This window comes from Paenibacillus terricola (assembly GCF_014779765.1).
Taxonomy (GTDB): Bacteria; Bacillota; Bacilli; order Paenibacillales; family Paenibacillaceae; genus Paenibacillus_T; species Paenibacillus_T terricola.
In genome coordinates, this window is the sequence record NZ_JACXZA010000001.1 from 316,509 (window position 1) to 334,071 (window position 17,563).

Here is a 17,563-nt window from a genome sequence, read left to right on the forward strand (position 1 = left end):
GATAGCGCAGTGCGGAAGTCTGGCGCCGCATTGAATATCAATTTGACGCCTATCTTCGCTTTGAATAATATAATGGGATGCTTTCACGAATCCGTGGCAGCATCCCATTGTTCCTTTTATAGGGCTTGTATTCTAAGGTTGAAACCCGAGTAGGGGCTCTTACCGGTTCACCCGAATTGCGCAGAAACAGCCTCATTCTAAACGCTAACGGTTGCGTGCGGGGCTATTGGGATCTGATCCAGGTCAAATTACTGCATGACGGTGTAATAAGCATTGTGACAAACATAATGGTGTAAAAAGGGTCCATCTGGCGCGCAATAAGCATGATTATAACCGCATAAGAATAAGAGGGTCGTTGTCAGTTGGGTCATGCACTTGACTGTAACTTGCATACCACTCCCTATGGGGTGACTAAGTTTACGATCGCTGACCCGGATGGAAACGAATTGGGTTTTACAATCTGAGCTAACCTCCAAAGGTCTCGTTTCTGCCGATTCAGAAACCTGTCTTATGAATTCGCCGCATTATCGTACCAATAACGCGGCGACATTCATAAAGTTAGACCCTTCAAGTAGTTAATTATCCGTGATGGTGCACCGCGCAGCGGTTCGGTCCGATTTCCAGTTCGATCGCTTTATCCGTATCCACCTTCAGCTCGCCGCGGTTGATGGCGATGATTTCTTCGAAATTCGGCGGTTTCTCCGAAGAAGCTGCGCCTGCAACCTGTTCGGTGAAGGCTTCCTTATCCGTATTTTGCATGATTTCATTGTTATTGCGGATTTCTCCGAACAAGGCGCCAACGATCCCGTCGTCCCCGATTTCTTGAATATCCGCGTAATGTCCAGGCAGGATGAGGCAATCGTCCGGCAAATCCTTCAGCTTGTTAAAGACGGTGTCGTACAGATCCATCGCCCATTCCTTTGCTTTGCCGCCAAGATCGGGTCTGCCGAGGCCGCCGACGAAAATCGTGTCTCCCGACATCATGAATCGGTCTTCGATCAAGAAGGATGTGGAACCCGGCGTATGGCCCGGCGTCGGAATCGCTAGAATCTGCACATCGATTTCGCCTACACGAATTTGTTTATGATTTTCCAACGGTTCAAACGCAAGCTCTGTGCCCTTCGCCTCGCCGGAAGAAATATAATAAGTCGCGCCGGTTTGCGAAGCCAGCTTGACGCCTCCGGATATGTGGTCGGCGTGCAGGTGGGAATCCACGATATGCTCGATTTCGAAGCCCTGCTGTTTCGCCATTTCCACATAAAATTCCGTTTGCAAACTTGGATCGACAATCAGAGCTTTCCCTTCGGAAACGACCACGTAAGACAGACAGCCTTTGGACAAGCGGTTGACCTGAATCAACTTCAGTTTGTCCTGGTCACTAACAACTGTCGGATAATAAAACTGGCTCCATGCCAGCATGCCGCCGTCCAGGGAATACGTCTTATAGCCTTTCTCCATCAACAGCTCCGCCACAAAAGCCGATGAACCGCCTTTGGCACACAGAACGACAAGCTCGCTCTCTTTCGGGAGATCGACGAATAGTGAGTCGTCCTCCTCCAGGAAGTTAAAGTACGGGATGTTAACCGACTTGACGGTTTTCCCTTCGATTCTCCAATCGTTGTAGTCCGTTTCATTGCGGACATCGAGAATGACGACATCTTCTCCGGCATTCATTTTGCGGTAAAGCTCTTCAGCAGTAATAATAGGTACGCTCATGTCGGGCTCCTTCCTGAAACATCGTTTTATTTGTTTCCTTCGATGGGACAGATTAATCGGGTTTTCCGATTTCTGAGAAGATCCCTCTTACATACCCCAATGGGTATGTAAGAGGTCAAAAAAAAGTGATGCTTCTATTGCTTCTCCGGTTGAGATATGATGCATCATATACCCTGTGGGGTATTGCAATTATCTTATAAAAAGCGCAAATGGAAGTCAATATATGATCGAGGGGCGGATTTGACGCTTCTGTTACGATTTGCTTGCCGAGTGTTAATAAAAATTTCGTTTCAACATGATTCAACCTCTTTGTTATAGGGTTTGAACTTGATAAAGTGTTGAGATTTGTTCAGTACAATGGACTTCATACTGGTTAAATGGACGAACCTTGCAGACTCGATAAAGGTGGATAATCGTGCACACAATTATGGTTGTAGACGATGATGAAGAGATCGTATCGTTGCTGACGGATTATTTGGAGATAAACGGCTATTTCGTCGTTGCGGCAAAAAACGGAAAACAAGCGTTGGAGAAGGCGACGGGGCAGCTGGATCTGATCCTGCTGGACATCGGATTGCCCGATCTGGACGGACTCGAAGTGTGCGCACGGATTCGCGAGCATGTTTCTTGTCCGATCCTTTTTCTGACCGCGAAGGTAGAGGAGTTGGATAAAATCAACGCTTTCCGCACGGGCGGGGATGATTACATCGAGAAGCCTTTCAGCATCAGAGAGCTAGGGGCAAGGATAGAGGCGCATCTGCGAAGAGAACGCCGCAAAGCGAACAAGCAACGGTCGATTTTCGAGGGCGGGATCGTCGTCGATTACGGGGGCAAAAAGGTTCTGGTTAACGGTGAACAGATTCAGCTGTCCAAGAAAGAATATGAGATCGTAGAGCTGCTCTCGATAAATGCCGGACAGGTATTCGACAGAGAGCGGATCTATGAACGAGTATGGGGCTTCGAGAAAGAGGGCGATTCCGGCGTGATCATGGAGCATATTCGCAAAATCCGCAAAAAACTCGCTGAGCACACCGATCGAACAATCATTGATACGGTCTGGGGGGTAGGTTATCTATGGAACGGCTGAAAAGGCTATCCTTGCGAACAAGCCTGTTCCTCTTGATGGCGGTTGCCGCTTCGGGGGCCTCCATTCTTTCCATACTCGTTCAAAATGGATGTGCAAGCGCAACGGGCAGGATCATGCGCAAGTATACGGCCGTTCAGTCCGACAATTTGCTTGTCGTCCATTCCGAGCTCTCTGCGAGAGACGAACTCCTTGTTCAGCTGTTGAAATGGACGTCGAATCTGTTTCCGATCGTCATATTCTGCCTGTTCATCTTCTTGGCGGCGCGGAAGTACTACCTATCGAAGCTGGAACGCCCGATTGCTCTGCTCATCGAAGGGGCCGATCAGATCTCAAGTCATAATCTTGATTTTCGATTGAGCTATGACGGGAAGGACGAGATGAACGAAGTGGTCCAGGCATTCGAGAAGATGCGGGTCGAGCTGGAAAACAATCATATCAAGATGTGGCGGGCGGTCGAAGAGAGAAGACGGCTGAACGCCGCATTCGCCCATGATTTGCGGACCCCGATCACTGCGCTCAAAGGGTATAACGATTTTCTGATCGAATATTTGCCTTCCAATCAATTGACGCTCGAGAAGACAAGAAGGGTGCTTCATTCGGTTTCGATAAGCATCGCAAGAATCGAACAATATGTCGAGAGCATGAGCTCTATCAGCCGCCTGGAGGACATTCGCGTGCATAAGACGGATATCCTTCCTGTAAGGCTGAATGAAGCGCTACATGAGCTTTTGAGCATGCACGTCCCGCCAGATCGCCTTCGGTACCGATTACGCATGTCTATTCAAGAGGCGAAGATCAGGGTCGACGATGAGCTGGTCATTCGCGTAGCGGAAAATCTTATATCCAACGCCGTTCGCCACGCTGCCTCGGAAGTCGTGATCGAATGCCGAACAATGGAGGGAGAGCTGGCGCTAACGGTTCGGGATGACGGGGCGGGATTTAGCGGCGAAGGGCTGCGAATGGCGAAGAAGCCTTATTATCATGACCCCTTGACGATCAAAGGACAAGCGGGAATAGGGCTTTATATATGCGAAGTATTGTGCCGGAAGCATGGCGGAAGCTTGGCGCTCGCTAACGGCGAGAATGGAGGGGCCAGCGTGACGGCAGTATTTTCCTGCCGAAATTGAGAAAAGGTTGAGATTTATGCGGTATTCTCTTCTTGCACCGAGAACAATCGGAATGAAGCAAGAGGAGTGTATGATCATTGAATAAGAAGGTTATCTCTGGATTAATAGTTGTCGCATGGCTCGCTTACCTCGCTTTTCTCGTAAAAATCATCTTATTGAAAACAGAATCGCTCTCGGATATATTCTTGGGTCGGTCGAGCGGCTATCGGTCGTATAATCTCGTTCCTTTTCGAATCTTTGTCGATTATGGCACCTATTTACGTTCCTCGAATTGGCTTCGGGCATTCTCGAATATAGCCGGCAACCTGGCGGTTTTTGTCCCATTCGGGCTGCTGCTGCCGTCGTTGTCTCCACGCTTCCAACAACGTTTTTCCATGCCGGTCATGCTCGCTCTGGGCTTAAGCATCCTCTTTGAAAGCCTGCAATACGTTCTGGCTCTAGGGAGCGCCGATATTGATGATGTGCTGCTTAACGTGGCGGGAGCTGCTGTTGGCGTGGCAGCGTTCCGCAGGGTCTCCCGCTGGACGGGCTCGAATCAATTGCAGACACGGATTCTTATCCTGGCGATGCTGGCTGTCGGCAGCGTCCCTGCTATGTGGATTGCAACCGAAGAGTTCGGTCAAATGCTTGGCCTGACGAAATACGAGACGATCTATGAAGGCTTCGAGCCTATTCCGAAACGGGAGGCCGATGCGGAAGGGACGCTCGTGCAGTTAACGGACAAGCAGCTGGTTTATTATCAGGGACTGCTTACCGGTAATGAGGCCACGGATCAATGGTTGGAGAAGCGTCAGGTTCGTCTGAATGAACGTACGCAAGTATATCGGCGCACGATCGTCAGCGGGAAATCCAGCAGTACGATACGGTATGAAAGGTTGGCATCCAAGCAGTATGACAGTCTTCCGGACCATGCGATGCTGACGCTGTGGTTCGAGCAGCAATCGAATGTACCGGATGTTATCGTCATCTCCGATCCGCTCGTCCCTAGCAAAGGAACCCAAACGATATCGACTGCAATGGAGGGGCATACCGATCATTCGCAAGCTCCTTCGACGGAAGAGGAGCTGCGCCGAAGCGATCGGAAAGTCCCTCCGGAAGCTCCAACTGAGGAAATCTCAGGCTCGATTATGGAAGTGGATGGAGACAACATCACGCTCAATCTAAGCGTTACCCAGGAGACCGAGGGAGGCGCGGCGGTTGCTGTAACGGGACTGGGAGAGAATGCGATTAAGGTTAATGTGAAGGTAACGGAGGGGACGAAGTATACGCTGCGAATAGCGAACAAGAGCGGCACGACCTACAAGGATCATGCCGCGAACCTTGATATGCTCGCTTCGGATCAAACCGTTCAGATTACGGGCAAGCGCGAGGGTTCGATTTTTCGAGTGGAATCTATTCTGATTTATCGATTCGAATAAGATGACAATACCGTCGGAATAAGAAGGGCAAGGCATAGTGACTCAGGATGAAAAGTTAAAAGGCGGAAATGTTAATCGCATTATAGAATGAAGTAGATGTTGTCAGCCTTTCCCGCGCATCATGCCGATTAGCGAGCTAAGGTCTTCTTCTACTGAGAACTCGCGGACGATCGCCGTCGGCAGACCGTCACTCATTCGCCATACGAAGTTGTACAGTACAGCTTTTCCTTCCTTTTCCCGGCGGAGAAGAACAGATCCGTGATCGTCGTAGATGGTAGTGGTGAGGTACTGCACGTCTTCGGTCGTTCCAAGCGAAGTACCGCCACCTTGCTGTATGCGGCGAAATGTTTGCATGAACTGCTCCTTCGTAATCGATACGGTCTGCCCGAGCTTATCCGTCCGAATGTTGATGAAGTCGGGCGCATAAATCGCTTCCAGCCTATCCAGGTCCAATACGGTTCCCGCTTGAAAATAACCGTCCATCGCTTCGATTAACGCATTGTTCTCCATGTTTGATCTCTCCTAATGGTTCGATTTGGTTAAGATCATATTAGAGCGCATATATAAACTGAAGTTAAACTTTGGGTTTTCATTGTTGGAAACAGATCGCATAACGCAGTTGAACGATGCCGCTGCCAAGCGGCCTGCAGTCCAACAGTTGCACAGGCTGATAACGATAGTTTTCTTGATCGATTAAGAGGTTCAATCCCTTACCTTCCAGCACGGGCGCCACATTAAAAATCACTTCGTCAACAAGTCCTTGACCCAGGAACGAATTGTGGATATCGGCGCCGCCGCTAATAAGAGCGGTCTGATGGCCTTTCTCCTTCAGGTAAATCAAAGCTTCTTCCGGCGATCTTACGACTTTTACGTCCGGGATTTCCGGGGCGCTGTTCGAAACGACAACGATATCGATATCGGCGAAGGGCCCTGGTCCGCCGCTGCCGCGCATACCTTCGAAGGTCCGACGTCCGACAATGAAATTTCCAGCGGCTTTGGCTTCCGCAAAGAAGTCGTCTAGCGCTTCTTGTTTCGGCGGATTATCGGGGCTGGATTGCGCATAATTGCCGTTGGCGGTTAAAGTTGCCCACAAGATTGTTTTCATAATATTACTCCTCCTTAGATTCGGTTTGATAATGTTCGGATAGCTGCTGCCACTCGATCCGGACGGTCTTCTTGAACATAATGCGAAGCATCTTCTAGGATCTCGGTTTCGTTCAGAGGCAAATAGCTCTGCCATTTGGCCATCTGCTCGAGCGGGAAGCCGGCGCTGTCTTTCGTTCCCCACACAATCTGTGCAGGCAAATCGGATAGATTGGGCAGCTTCGATTCAATATCGGCAAGCCACTTACGCGCTTTGCGGATATACCGCGGAAAAACCCAAGTCGGTATTCTGGACTTCGGGGTTGGGAACGGGGCGGTATAAGCCTGACGCAAACGATCCGTAACTTTCTCGGCATGATAAATCCCGTGAGGCACGATGACTTTGGCGAAGAAATTCCGCTTCGTCTGAAGCCAGCGTCCGATAGGCCAGCCTCCCATGGCGAGCGAGAACAATTTCATTGGCAATATTGTCGCAGGCCACGCCCAAGTATTCATCACGACGATGCCGCGCAGTTTATCTCGATGCCGTACTGCGAAGTTCAGACCGATCGGACCTCCCCAATCCTGAACGACAAGAATAAATTGCTTCAGATCCAAATGTTGAATAAGGTCATGAACGGCTTTCGACTGCTCTTGCGGCGTAAATCGGTATCCGTCAGGCGCCTTCGACATCCCGAACCCAGGGTAATCAGGAGCGATGACGCGGAACTCCGTGCGAAGCTCCTTGATTACGTTTCGGTACAAGTAAGACCATGTAGGGTTACCATGCAGGAGAAGAACGACTGTCCCTTGGCCTTCATCGACATAGTGGATGTAACCGTCGCGGTAAGGCATCCAGTGATCGGTGAACGGGTACTCCGCAGGGTCTATTTCAAATGGTCTAATCAAGAAGAACACTCCTTAATAATGTGTACTGGTTATTATTCCCTTTGCTTGATTCACATCTTAATGGGTCTGTGGTACATTTGAAAAGTAGTTACATTTAAGTGCAATAGTTTCAAAAAATGAACTATGGAGTGGTTATAATGATAGATCGTTCTTGCCCGGGTACGGTCGAACCTATTCTGGAGATCTTAGACGGCAAGTGGATGCTCCTTCTCCTATTCGAGCTATTCAACGGGAATCGGCGATTTGGCGAGCTGCGTCGTAAACTACATCCGATTAGTCCCAAAACGTTAACCGATCGATTGCGTTTGTTAGAGGAGAAGGGGATCGTCACGCGTACGCTTTTCCCTGGTGTGCCGCTGCATGTCGAATATGACCTAACCGAGAGCGGGAAGGCGTTACAGCCGATTTTTGAAGCGATGTGGAAGTGGACGCAGGAGCATGGCGATTATCTGCGGAACGGGATGAATGAGGGAAAGCAAGAAGCAGGCGAGATGATGTGATGATCTCTCCATGCAGCGATTGATCTCTGTTGGCTCTCATTCATGATGTGATAAAAAACAACAGGAACACGCAAAGAACTCCTGAGAATTCTCAGGAGTTCTTTGACATGACCATAATTCATCAAACATACGGCCTCGATCTTTATTATTGCGACACCGATTTGAACCACTCGTTAACTTCCTTCGTCACCTGCTCGCCGCCGTTTGCTTTCCAGTTGGATACGAACTGGTCGAAGGCATCGACCGGCAGTTTGCCGTAGATGATTTTGTTGAACGTCTCCAGCTCGGATTGGCGGAGCAGGTTCCATTTCTCGATCATCGTCGGCGTGGCTGCGCCCGTGAAGTAGTTCTGTTTGCGGATATCAATCTGGTCCATGACGACCTTCGCGGCATACCAGTTCTCCGGCTTGCGGAAGGTTTCCAGCTGTTTCTCGTAAGGCGTCTCAGCCTTCTCGCCGTTCGCGAGCTTCACGAGGCTCTCCATGTAGAGACCCGGAATACGCGCAGGACCGGTGATATAAGGGAACTTGTCGAAGAAATCTTTGATTTTTTCCTTGTCGTTGGTTGGTTGACCGTCGATGACATCCCAGTCGTAGCCTTGTGCGAAGCCATATTCGTACTTACTGCCGACAGCCGGATTCGCCAAGTTCTCGAGCAGGTAGTTGTAGTACAGAATGATCGCTTCCGGATGCTTCGCGTCTTTATTGATCATGAAGCTGCTGTTAACGCCTGAATTCTGCCACTTCGTGCCGATCTTGCCGTCCGGTCCCGCGGGAATCGGGTACGCTTTATATTGCGAGCCAGCCACGTTCTTGAGCAGATCCGGCGCCGGCCAATCCGGCACCCAGTTCGCGCCAGGCAAGACGCCGGCGTTGCCTTTGGTCCAGATTTCGGCTGATTTGCCTTCATCCCACAACGCGGCATCCGGGTGGATGTAACCTTTATTCATCCATTCCTGCAGTTTAGCCAGCGCTTGCTTGGCCCCAGGGTTGACGGAACCGTATTCCAGGTTGCCATTATCGTCCTTGTTCCATTGCTCCTGCACGGCACCGTATGCGCCGAACAGCCAGTCGAGGCCGCCCATCCACGTATTGGTGTTGTTTTTCAGCGAGATCGCCAGTGGATAGACGTCTTTGGGCTTCAGACCGTCCGGGTTCTGGTTCTTGAACTTGTCCATGATGACTTCCAGATCGGCAATGGTCTTCGGTGCTTGCAGATTCAGCTTCTGCATCCAATCTTCGCGGAGCCATAGCAGCGTGTCGTCATTGTCCGTGTATTCGAGAATCGGCAGGTTCCACTTCTTGCCGTCCTTCGTGAATGGGTACCACAGCTCCGGATTTTTCTCGGCATGCTCTTTCCAGATCGGGCTGGCGTATTTCTCGAACAGCTCGTCAATCGCAATGAATTGTCCGGAGTCGATTAGCTGGTTCGTCAGGACCGGATCCGTAGGGACGAACACGAAGTCCGGCAGCTTCTCGCCCGATGTGAGCGCGAGCTGCAACTGCTGTTTATATTGATCGGAGCCAGCTGGGTACCAGGTGTTTTTATGTTTCATGCCCAGCGTTTCCAACATCCAACGGTCATGCACGTTGTTCTCGTTCGTTTCGCCTTTTGTATATTCTTTCGGCATAATGACGGTGCTGATCTCGATTGGCGGATCGTATTTGCCCTTTGCGAAGGCAGCATCGGCTTCAGACGTCGTGGCGCCCGTATTGGCCGAAGTCTCGGTCGAGGTGTTATTCGGTTGTTCACTATTGCCGCCGCCATTGCTGCATGCCGAAGCGACAAGCGTCATGGCCATAAGCGGCAGAGCCAGCTTCTTCAATTTTCCCATATCGTTACTCCCCCTGCTGTTTATGATGTCTACATGTGTTACTTTACCAACAGCCGAGAGGGGGCTTCTATAGGATTTTCTCAGTTTCCATAGGACTCTGTTAGGTTGTTAGTTGCTTTCGCGGTATTCCTGAGGGGTCATGCCGAATTGCTTTTTGAACACTTTGATGAAATAGGCCGGATCCAAATAGCCGATCTCCGTGCTGATTTCGTACACCTTCTTATCGGTCGTCTTCAACTTGTGGCAAGCTGTCTCCATGCGGAGCCTGGAGACGAAATCGCTGATGCCTTCTCCTGTCTCGATCTTGTAAAGTTTCGACAGATGCGTTGGATGAAGGTTGACATGATCGGCCAGGGCACGCAGCGAGACGTCGAGATGGAGGTTCGCTTCGACGAAGCTTTGGATTTTGCGCACATAGATCGAGCGAATGTCCTTGACCTCGCTCGATGCCGATTCTTTCAGCTTGCCCATGGCGAGGAACGCCCAATTGCGAAGCTTGGCGATCGATCTGAATGCTTCTCCCGTGCGCAGCAGCTCGATGTCTTCCCCCAGCAGTCCTTCGAGCGTATGTCCGTTGCGATGGCAGTAGTTCGTGAACGAGGAGGCAATGAGATACCCAGCCTCCAGACAATGCTCCCAGGAATCGGACCAACGCCCGTCGAGCTCCGTGAAGATCTCCGTCAATTTCTCCTCGGCGGATTCCCATCTTCCAGCCTCGAGCAGACTCTTCAGGACAGGCGGGGCATGGATGACGTCGAGCACGCCGTTTGTTGCATTGCCGCCCAAGTCGCCCGCCCGGATGACAAATTCCCGTTCGTCCCCGATGATCTGCCTGAAGTAAGCGAGCGAGTGGCGGTATCGGTCAGCCAGCTGATCCGGGAAAGCGAAGGGCTCGGACATCACGATCGACAAGGAGCCGTTCAAATACTGCTTTACTTTCGCCTGCAGGTGCATAGCGGCTTTCTCGAAGCTGCTTTCTTTGCCTGTCTTCGTCAAATTTCCTTTGAACTGCAGCAGGAAGGCGAGATAACCGTGCTCTTCCTTGACGCCCCAGGCATGCGCGAAATCGCCGAATATCTCTTCCGCCATATTCATGATGGCGTACTCCATCAGATGCTGGCCGTTATTGCGATACTGCCCGAATTCTTCCTCCATACGGACAAGCATGAGCGCACAGTCTCCGAAGCGGAAGGGCAGCCCGTAACTGTCGAGTCTTCGCTCCCATTCGCCAAGCGCCAGCTTTTCCCCTCGGAAAGCGCTCAGCAGCAGCTGTCCGCGCAGCAGAGGCATATTCTCCCGAAGAATATGTTGGGTGCGCTCAAGAGAACTGATATTGCTCCATTCGGTTTCGAGTTGTTCGATGGCGAGCTTGACTGCTCCGAGCAATTCTTGGTCCGTGGGGGGCTTGAGCAGGTAATCGACCGCTTGGTTGCGCAGCGCATCCTTGGCGTAGTCGAAGTCTGAATATCCCGATAAAATAATGCATTTCACCCGCTGATCGGACTCGCGGATTTTGTCCATGAGCTCGATCCCGGTCATCTCCGGCATGAGCACGTCGGAGATAATAATATCGATTGGATGCGCTTCCATAATTTGCAATGCTTCTTGAGCGGAATATGCTTTGTGAACCACATCAATGCCGAGCGTATGCCAAGGCTTGGTGGTGGATAGATTGTCGACCCAATGGGCTTCGTCGTCAACGATGATCATTTGCATAAGTGTTTTCTCCTCCTTACTTGTATGGCGGGATCAGCTGCGCGTCCGTGTCAGCAAGCTCCCAGCACATCTCGGCTCGCAGTCCTCCGAGTTCCGATCTCGTGAACGTTAACTGAGATTTCCCGCCGAACTGATGCATAATACGCTGATTCGTATTCCAGAGGCCGTAGCCCGTGTCATCCTGTAGCGGCTGCTTCATTGCGCGGGATAACGTCTCTAGTTGTTCGTCAGTCATCCCTGGACCATCATCATCTACATAAAGCCTGCATAACTTCCCGGATATCTCTCCGGTAATCCGGATTTCTCCGGAGGAATAGGTTTTGCCAACGCCATGAATGACGGCGTTCTCGACGACCGGTTGAAGCATGAGCCGCGGTACCTGCAGCTTCAGCATGTCGTCGGGAATCTCGATCCGGTAATGAATGCGCCCATTGCGGAGCTTCTGGATATCCAAGTAATTGATGATTAACTGCACTTCTTCGTTTAGAGAAGCGGTAGGGCGCTCCAGTCGAGTCATGTACCGGTAATAGGCGGCCAAATTGTGCCCCATGGTGACGACGGCCTCTTCATCCTTCATTTGGGCCATATTGATTATATAACCGAGACAGTTATACAGGAAATGAGGGTTAATTTGGGCCTGCAGCTGTTTAAGCGTCGTTTCTCTCGCCCGCAGCTTCTCGTTCAACTCGTTCTCGATCAATATCTGAATTTGGTTGGACATATCGTTGAACCGGTAGAACAGGAAAGCGAACTCGTTATTGACGTTCGAGGTCATCCGCACGGAGAAGTCGCCCCGCTGCACGCGCTGCAAGCCGACGATGAGCTTGCGGATGGGACGCTGCACGTTACGGTACAACAGCACGGAAGCAGAAATGCCGACTACGAATAGTAGAGCCATGGCCGCGTAGAACAGGTTGCGGCTGAACGAAATCGGCCCGAGAATGCGGTCGATCGGCACGACATCGACTAAATGCCAACCGAGCGGGACGGACATGATCGCGCTGACGAGATAACGTTTGCCGTCGAGTTCCACGACTTCTTGCATGGAGTCTCCCAATTCTTTCTTGTCCAGCAAGCTTACCAATTCACCGGCGAGCTTCCCGCTTGCGCTCCGATTCAGAATGACGCCTTCGCCTTTGCGGTAGAACATGGGATCGCCTTGCCCGCCGGCCTTATAGGTGTCCAGCATATTCTGAATGTTAGCGTGATTAAAGCTGGCTTGTACGACAAGATTACTGCCTGTAAGCGAGCCTTGCTGCCCGTACGAATCGGCATAAAACCAATGAAACGCCTTCGGATGCTCCGGCGTTTCAGGCTCTCCGTCGCCATACAACCATTTGCCCGTCGCGTTCCGCTTCAGATAGTCCTCGTTGTACTCCGCCATGCTGCTTGAGTTCGAAATTGCTAATTTATTCTGCTGCGAATAGACGGTGAACTGCACAGGCCAAATGTTCATGACCCCGGATTGCAGCGTCATTTTTTCCTGGATAACGTATCGGGTCTGCATGCGGTCGTACGGGTCGTCCCACACATTAAGCCCGTTGAATTTCTGCACGTTCGGATCCTTCGAGAAGGTGAGGACGAAGTCCATCGTTTGATTGACCCGCGACTCGATTTGACTGGACAGGAATGATAGCTGCTTAATGTTTGACGCTTTCAGCTCCTTCACGATGACGTTCGAAGATACGCCGTTGGAGTAGGCGAAGAACAGAATAACAGGGACGAACAGGACGATTAGCAGTCCGTTTATTTTCGCGAACAGGCTCATCTTGGAGCTTACTTTTCTCTTCATCATGCTTATGCCTCTACCAAGCATCATTGCTGATTCCCCCCGCGAATTGCTTAACAAAACACTATCGATCCTAACAATGTCATATAGTTCGGCGTACATAACCGTTGCTAATATATATAGCAAAGCCGCGATCAAGGCACAATGAAAATTGTTTGGAAAGGGAGAGAACCATGGACGCAATGACTTCGACGGATCATAATCTCAAGACCACACCTAAAGCAAGCAAGAGATCCGGATACCGCGTGCCTGTGGTATTGCATCTCATGGTGCTGCCTGCCGTACTGTTAGTATTCGTATTCTCTTATCTGCCTATGGGGGGCATCGTAATGGCCTTCCAAGATTACAAGGCTAGTCTAGGTTTTACCGGCTCTCCGTTCGTCGGACTGAAGCACTTCCGGTATATGTTCGAGAACGATTATTTTATGAAAATCACGATGAACACGCTTATCTTCGCCTGCTCCAAAATTATATTGAACTTAATCGTTCCGTTCTCATTTGCACTGCTGTTGAACGAAGTAAGGCATATGGGCTTCAAACGGTCGATTCAGACGATGGTCTATCTGCCGCATTTCTTGTCCTGGGTAACGCTTAGCGGTATCCTGATCGATCTGCTTGGGCAGACGGGCGTCGCTAATCAACTGCTGACGTTTCTGTTCGGGATTAAGCCGATTTTCTTCCTCGGGGACGGCACCTGGTTCCGTCTGACGATCATCTTCAGCGACGTGTGGAAAGAATTCGGCTTCAATACGATCATCTTCCTGGCTGCGCTGTCCGGCATTAATCCGGCGCTGTATGAAGCGGCAGAGGTCGACGGCGCAAGCCGGATGAAGCAGACGCTGCATATTACGATTCCGTCGCTCACTCCGATTCTGATCGTGGTCGCCACGCTGGCGCTCGGCAGCGTACTGAACGCGAACTTCGATCAGGTGTTCAATCTGTACAGCCCGATGATCTATCAGCAGGGCGATATTATCGACACGTTCGTTTATCGCGAAGGACTGCTCAGCGGCCAATTCAGCTTCGCCACTGCGGTCAGCTTATTCAAATCGATGATCGGCCTCGTGCTTATCATCATCTCCTATCGGTTGGCCTATCGATTCGCGGGATACCGCATATTCTAGCAATGCAAGAATCTATAACGGCCGATTTTGCTTACTTGGAAAGGGTGACCCCTCGTGTATCATAAAACGCTGTCTTATCGCGTATTCAACCTGTTCAACTACATCGTGCTGGCCGTAATCTCCATCGCCTGCTTGCTGCCGCTCTATCATCTGCTGATGGTATCCTTCAGCGACACGTCCGCGGCGAACGCGGGACGCGTGACGCTCTGGCCGATCGGATTCAACTGGGATGCGTACGCCCAAACGTTCGGCAACGATAATTTCGTCACCTCGTTATGGGTGTCGGTGAAACGGACGGTCATCGGAACGGCGCTTGCCCTGTTTGTCAATTCTATCGCGGCCTATGCGCTGTCGAAAGATAACCATGTCTTCCGCGGGAGAAACATTTATCTTTGGTATTTTGTCATCACCATGCTCTTCAGCGCAGGTCTCGTGCCCGGCTATATCTTGATCCTGAAGCTGGGCTTGCTTAACAACCTGTTTGCGCTGATCTTGCCCGGACTCGTGGCGGTATACAATATCATCCTGCTGCTTAATTTCTTCCGATCGGTGCCCAAGGAGCTTGAAGAAGCAGCCTTCATCGACGGAGCGGGCTACTTCCGCACCTTCATCTCGATTTTTCTTCCTGTCTCTATGCCGGCCATAGCAACCATTGCTTTGTTCACGATGGTCGGCCATTGGAATTCCTACTTCGATGGCCTTATCTATATGAAAGGCGCGCAGAATTTGCCGCTGGCGAGCTTTATGCAGACGCTGATCGTACAGGGGAACACGACGGGCTTCGACCCGGCCGTCATCGCCAATATGTCGCAGCGCACGCTGAGGGCTTCGCAAATTTTCATCAGCGCGCTGCCGATTCTGCTCGTCTATCCGTTCCTGCAGCGATTTTTCGTAAAAGGCATCGTCATCGGCGCCGTCAAGGAATAGCCATGTGAAAGCTTCGAATGCACATATGCACAAACGATTGAACAGTTGATAAAGACAACAATCAGGAGGCTGCAATTAGATGTCCAACCAAGTCCAACAACAACCGCCGCGCACAGAGAGCGGCGAGGTAAATCTAAACGAGCTGATCCAGCAAATGACGCTCGATGAAAAAATCGCGCAGCTCATTCAATTGGCTGTCCCTTTCTATGAAGGCGCGGGGGAGGGGCAGATTACAGGGCCGATGGATAGCTTAGGCATTACGGAGGATACCGTTAATAATTCCGGCTCCGTTCTAGGCATGGCCGGTGCGCAAGATGTTATCAATGTGCAGTCTGCGCATCTGAATAAGAATCGGCACGGCATTCCGCTCCTCATGATGGCGGACATCGTGCACGGCTTCAAAACGATATTCCCCGTGCCGCTGGCGATCGGCTGCTCCTGGGATATGGAGCTCGCGGAGAAGAGTGCGGCGATCGCGGCGAAAGAGTCGGCTGTGTCTGGCGTCCATGTCACCTTCGCGCCGATGGTGGACCTCGTGCGGGATCCGAGATGGGGACGTGTCGTGGAAGCAACAGGGGAAGACCCTTATCTGAACGCCGAGTTCGCCAGGGCATTCGTGCGAGGCTTCCAAGGCGCAGATCTTGCTGGCGACATGGACAAAGTCGCGGCGTGCGTCAAGCACTTCGCTGCATACGGAGCTGCGGAGGCAGGCCGCGATTATAACACGGTCGACTTGTCGGACCGTCAAATGCGCGAGTTTTATTTGCCGGCTTACAAAGCCGCGCTGGATGAAGGCTGCGAAATGGTGATGACGTCGTTCAATACGGTGGACGGCATCCCGGCGACGGGCAACGCGAAGCTGATGCGGAAGCTGCTTCGGGAGGAGTGGGGCTTCGACGGCATCCTGATCTCCGACTGGGGAGCGGTCAAGGAGCTGATCAACCATGGCATAGCCGCCGATGAATCGGAAGCTGCACTCAAGGCGCTCAAGGCAGGCGTCGACATCGAGATGATGACGGCTTGTTACGTTAAGAATCTGGCTGAGCTCGTGGAGCGCGGCGAAGTAGACGAAGCGTTGATTGACGAAGCAGTGCTGCGGATTCTCGCGCTGAAGCAGAAGCTGGGCTTGTTCGAGAATCCGTTCCGTGCCGCCAATCCCGAACTGGAGAAGGAAATCGTGTTCTGCGAGGAGCACAGGGAAGCTGCGCGCGCGCTCGCGGTCAAGTCGTGCGTCCTGTTGAAGAACGAAGGCGTCTTGCCGCTGAAACATGATGCGAAGCTCGCGCTTATCGGTCCTTTTGCCGCAAGCGGCGACGTGTTGGGTCCATGGTCATGGACCGGCTCGAAGGATGATGCGATCACGCTGGAAGCCGGCATGAATGCGAAGCTTACAGCGGATGCGAAGCTCTCGGTTGCGGAAGGCTGCGGGATTCTGGAAGCGGGGACGGAGGCGCAATGGGAGCGGGCGCTGGCGGCTGCTCAAGACGCCGATACGATTGTGCTCGCGCTGGGCGAGCATTCGGATATGAACGGCGAAGCGGCATCCCGGGCGGACATTCGCTTGCCGGAGGCTCAGCTGGAATTGGTCCGCAAGGTCAAGGCGCTGAATAAGCCGATCGTCGTTGTATTGTTCAACGGCCGTCCGCTTGACTTGCACGGGGTGATAGACGAAGCCGATGCGATATTGGAGGCGTGGTATCCGGGTTCTCAAGCAGGCCATGCGGTAGCCGATTTATTATTCGGCGACGCCAACCCGAGCGGCCGACTGACAATGTCGTTCCCATACAGCGTCGGTCAAGTTCCGGTCTATTATAATGCTTACAACACGGGCCGCCCGCAAGGGGCTCCGGATGCGCAGGTCCGTTACGTATCGCAGTTCATCGATATTCCGAACGAGCCGCTGCTTCCTTTTGGCTTCGGACTGAGCTACTCCGACTTTGGGTATAGCGAAGCTGAACTTTCAACGGATACTATGACAGAGGCGACGCCTATCAAGGTATCGGTTACCGTGACGAACAAAGGAAACGTCGCAGGTGTCGAGACGGTGCAGCTGTATGTTCGGGATATTTCGGGAGAAGTGGTTCGTCCCGTCAAGGAATTGAAGGATTACCGCCAGATCTGCCTGCAGCCGGGCGAGAGCGCCGAGGTATCGTTCGTTCTGTCAGAGCAGAAACTGCGTTATTACCATTCCGACCTGACCCACGTCAGCGATTCGGGCGCATTCGTCGCGTTCGTGGGACCGAACAGCAAGACGAATACGGCACTGCCGTTCCGATTGGTGAATACTCAATAAATGAACAAGAAGATCGCCGCATCGTGCTGTGCTAGCTGGA

14 protein-coding genes are annotated in these 17,563 nt (G+C 51.7%); 7 read left to right on the forward strand and 7 right to left on the reverse strand.

Annotated features, from left to right (window positions below; all coding sequences use genetic code 11):
• Window positions 1-579: 579 nt before the first annotated feature.
• The gene (locus tag H8B09_RS01465; protein ID WP_191201706.1) at window positions 580-1,716 is read right to left on the reverse strand and encodes an MBL fold metallo-hydrolase; all 1,137 of its coding nucleotides are present in this window, start codon (window positions 1,714-1,716) and stop codon (window positions 580-582) included.
• A 415-nt stretch (window positions 1,717-2,131) separates the two neighbouring features.
• Here H8B09_RS01465 and H8B09_RS01470 point away from each other — a divergent pair, with 415 nt between their 5' ends.
• The 3 genes from H8B09_RS01470 (at window position 2,132) to H8B09_RS01480 (ending at window position 5,348) form a co-directional block, all read left to right on the forward strand.
• Window positions 2,132-2,803: a response regulator transcription factor gene (locus H8B09_RS01470; RefSeq protein ID WP_318152512.1), complete on the forward strand. Its 672-nt coding sequence runs from the start codon at window positions 2,132-2,134 to the stop codon at window positions 2,801-2,803.
• Window positions 2,791-3,930, forward strand: a complete 1,140-nt coding sequence (locus H8B09_RS01475; RefSeq protein WP_191201707.1) for a HAMP domain-containing sensor histidine kinase — start codon at window positions 2,791-2,793, stop codon at window positions 3,928-3,930. Before H8B09_RS01470 ends, H8B09_RS01475 begins: the two co-directional genes overlap by 13 nt.
• A gap of 77 nt (window positions 3,931-4,007) precedes the next feature.
• Window positions 4,008-5,348 (forward strand): VanZ family protein, encoded by a 1,341-nt coding sequence (locus H8B09_RS01480; RefSeq protein ID WP_191201708.1) that lies wholly within the window; start codon window positions 4,008-4,010, stop codon window positions 5,346-5,348.
• A 102-nt stretch (window positions 5,349-5,450) separates the two neighbouring features.
• Here H8B09_RS01480 and H8B09_RS01485 read toward each other — a convergent pair whose 3' ends face one another.
• The 3 genes from H8B09_RS01485 to H8B09_RS01495 all read right to left on the reverse strand — a co-directional run bounded on the left by H8B09_RS01485 (window position 5,451) and on the right by H8B09_RS01495 (window position 7,349).
• The gene (locus H8B09_RS01485; protein WP_191201709.1) at window positions 5,451-5,858 is read right to left on the reverse strand and encodes a hypothetical protein; all 408 of its coding nucleotides are present in this window, start codon (window positions 5,856-5,858) and stop codon (window positions 5,451-5,453) included.
• A gap of 79 nt (window positions 5,859-5,937) precedes the next feature.
• Window positions 5,938-6,453 carry a dihydrofolate reductase family protein gene (locus tag H8B09_RS01490; protein WP_191201710.1) on the reverse strand — a complete coding sequence of 172 codons (516 nt, stop codon included), beginning with the start codon at window positions 6,451-6,453 and terminating at the stop codon, window positions 5,938-5,940.
• A gap of 14 nt (window positions 6,454-6,467) precedes the next feature.
• Window positions 6,468-7,349 (reverse strand): alpha/beta fold hydrolase, encoded by an 882-nt coding sequence (locus tag H8B09_RS01495; RefSeq protein WP_318152513.1) that lies wholly within the window; start codon window positions 7,347-7,349, stop codon window positions 6,468-6,470.
• A 128-nt stretch (window positions 7,350-7,477) separates the two neighbouring features.
• On the opposite strand from H8B09_RS01495, the gene H8B09_RS01500 reads away from it, so the two are divergent.
• Entirely contained in the window at window positions 7,478-7,840 is a 363-nt protein-coding gene (locus H8B09_RS01500) for a winged helix-turn-helix transcriptional regulator (protein WP_191201712.1), read from the forward strand.
• Window positions 7,841-7,985: 145 nt separating this feature from the next.
• Here the strand turns inward: H8B09_RS01500 and H8B09_RS01505 are convergent, their stop codons facing one another.
• From H8B09_RS01505 to H8B09_RS01515, 3 genes are all read right to left on the reverse strand, one after another.
• Window positions 7,986-9,674, reverse strand: coding sequence for a type 2 periplasmic-binding domain-containing protein (locus tag H8B09_RS01505; RefSeq protein WP_191201713.1), 1,689 nt, complete (start codon window positions 9,672-9,674; stop codon window positions 7,986-7,988).
• 108 nt (window positions 9,675-9,782) lie between these two features.
• Entirely contained in the window at window positions 9,783-11,390 is a 1,608-nt protein-coding gene (locus H8B09_RS01510; RefSeq protein ID WP_191201714.1) for a response regulator transcription factor, read from the reverse strand.
• Between the two features lie 16 nt (window positions 11,391-11,406).
• Window positions 11,407-13,209, reverse strand: a complete 1,803-nt coding sequence (locus H8B09_RS01515; RefSeq protein WP_191201715.1) for a sensor histidine kinase — start codon at window positions 13,207-13,209, stop codon at window positions 11,407-11,409.
• 143 nt (window positions 13,210-13,352) lie between these two features.
• On the opposite strand from H8B09_RS01515, the gene H8B09_RS01520 reads away from it, so the two are divergent.
• The 3 genes from H8B09_RS01520 to H8B09_RS01530 all read left to right on the forward strand — a co-directional run bounded on the left by H8B09_RS01520 (window position 13,353) and on the right by H8B09_RS01530 (window position 17,523).
• The gene (locus H8B09_RS01520; RefSeq protein WP_224753199.1) at window positions 13,353-14,303 is read left to right on the forward strand and encodes an ABC transporter permease; all 951 of its coding nucleotides are present in this window, start codon (window positions 13,353-13,355) and stop codon (window positions 14,301-14,303) included.
• 54 nt (window positions 14,304-14,357) lie between these two features.
• Entirely contained in the window at window positions 14,358-15,230 is an 873-nt protein-coding gene (locus H8B09_RS01525) for a carbohydrate ABC transporter permease (RefSeq protein ID WP_191201716.1), read from the forward strand.
• Window positions 15,231-15,309: 79 nt separating this feature from the next.
• Window positions 15,310-17,523, forward strand: coding sequence for a glycoside hydrolase family 3 N-terminal domain-containing protein (locus H8B09_RS01530; protein WP_191201717.1), 2,214 nt, complete (start codon window positions 15,310-15,312; stop codon window positions 17,521-17,523).
• Window positions 17,524-17,563 lie beyond the last annotated feature (40 nt).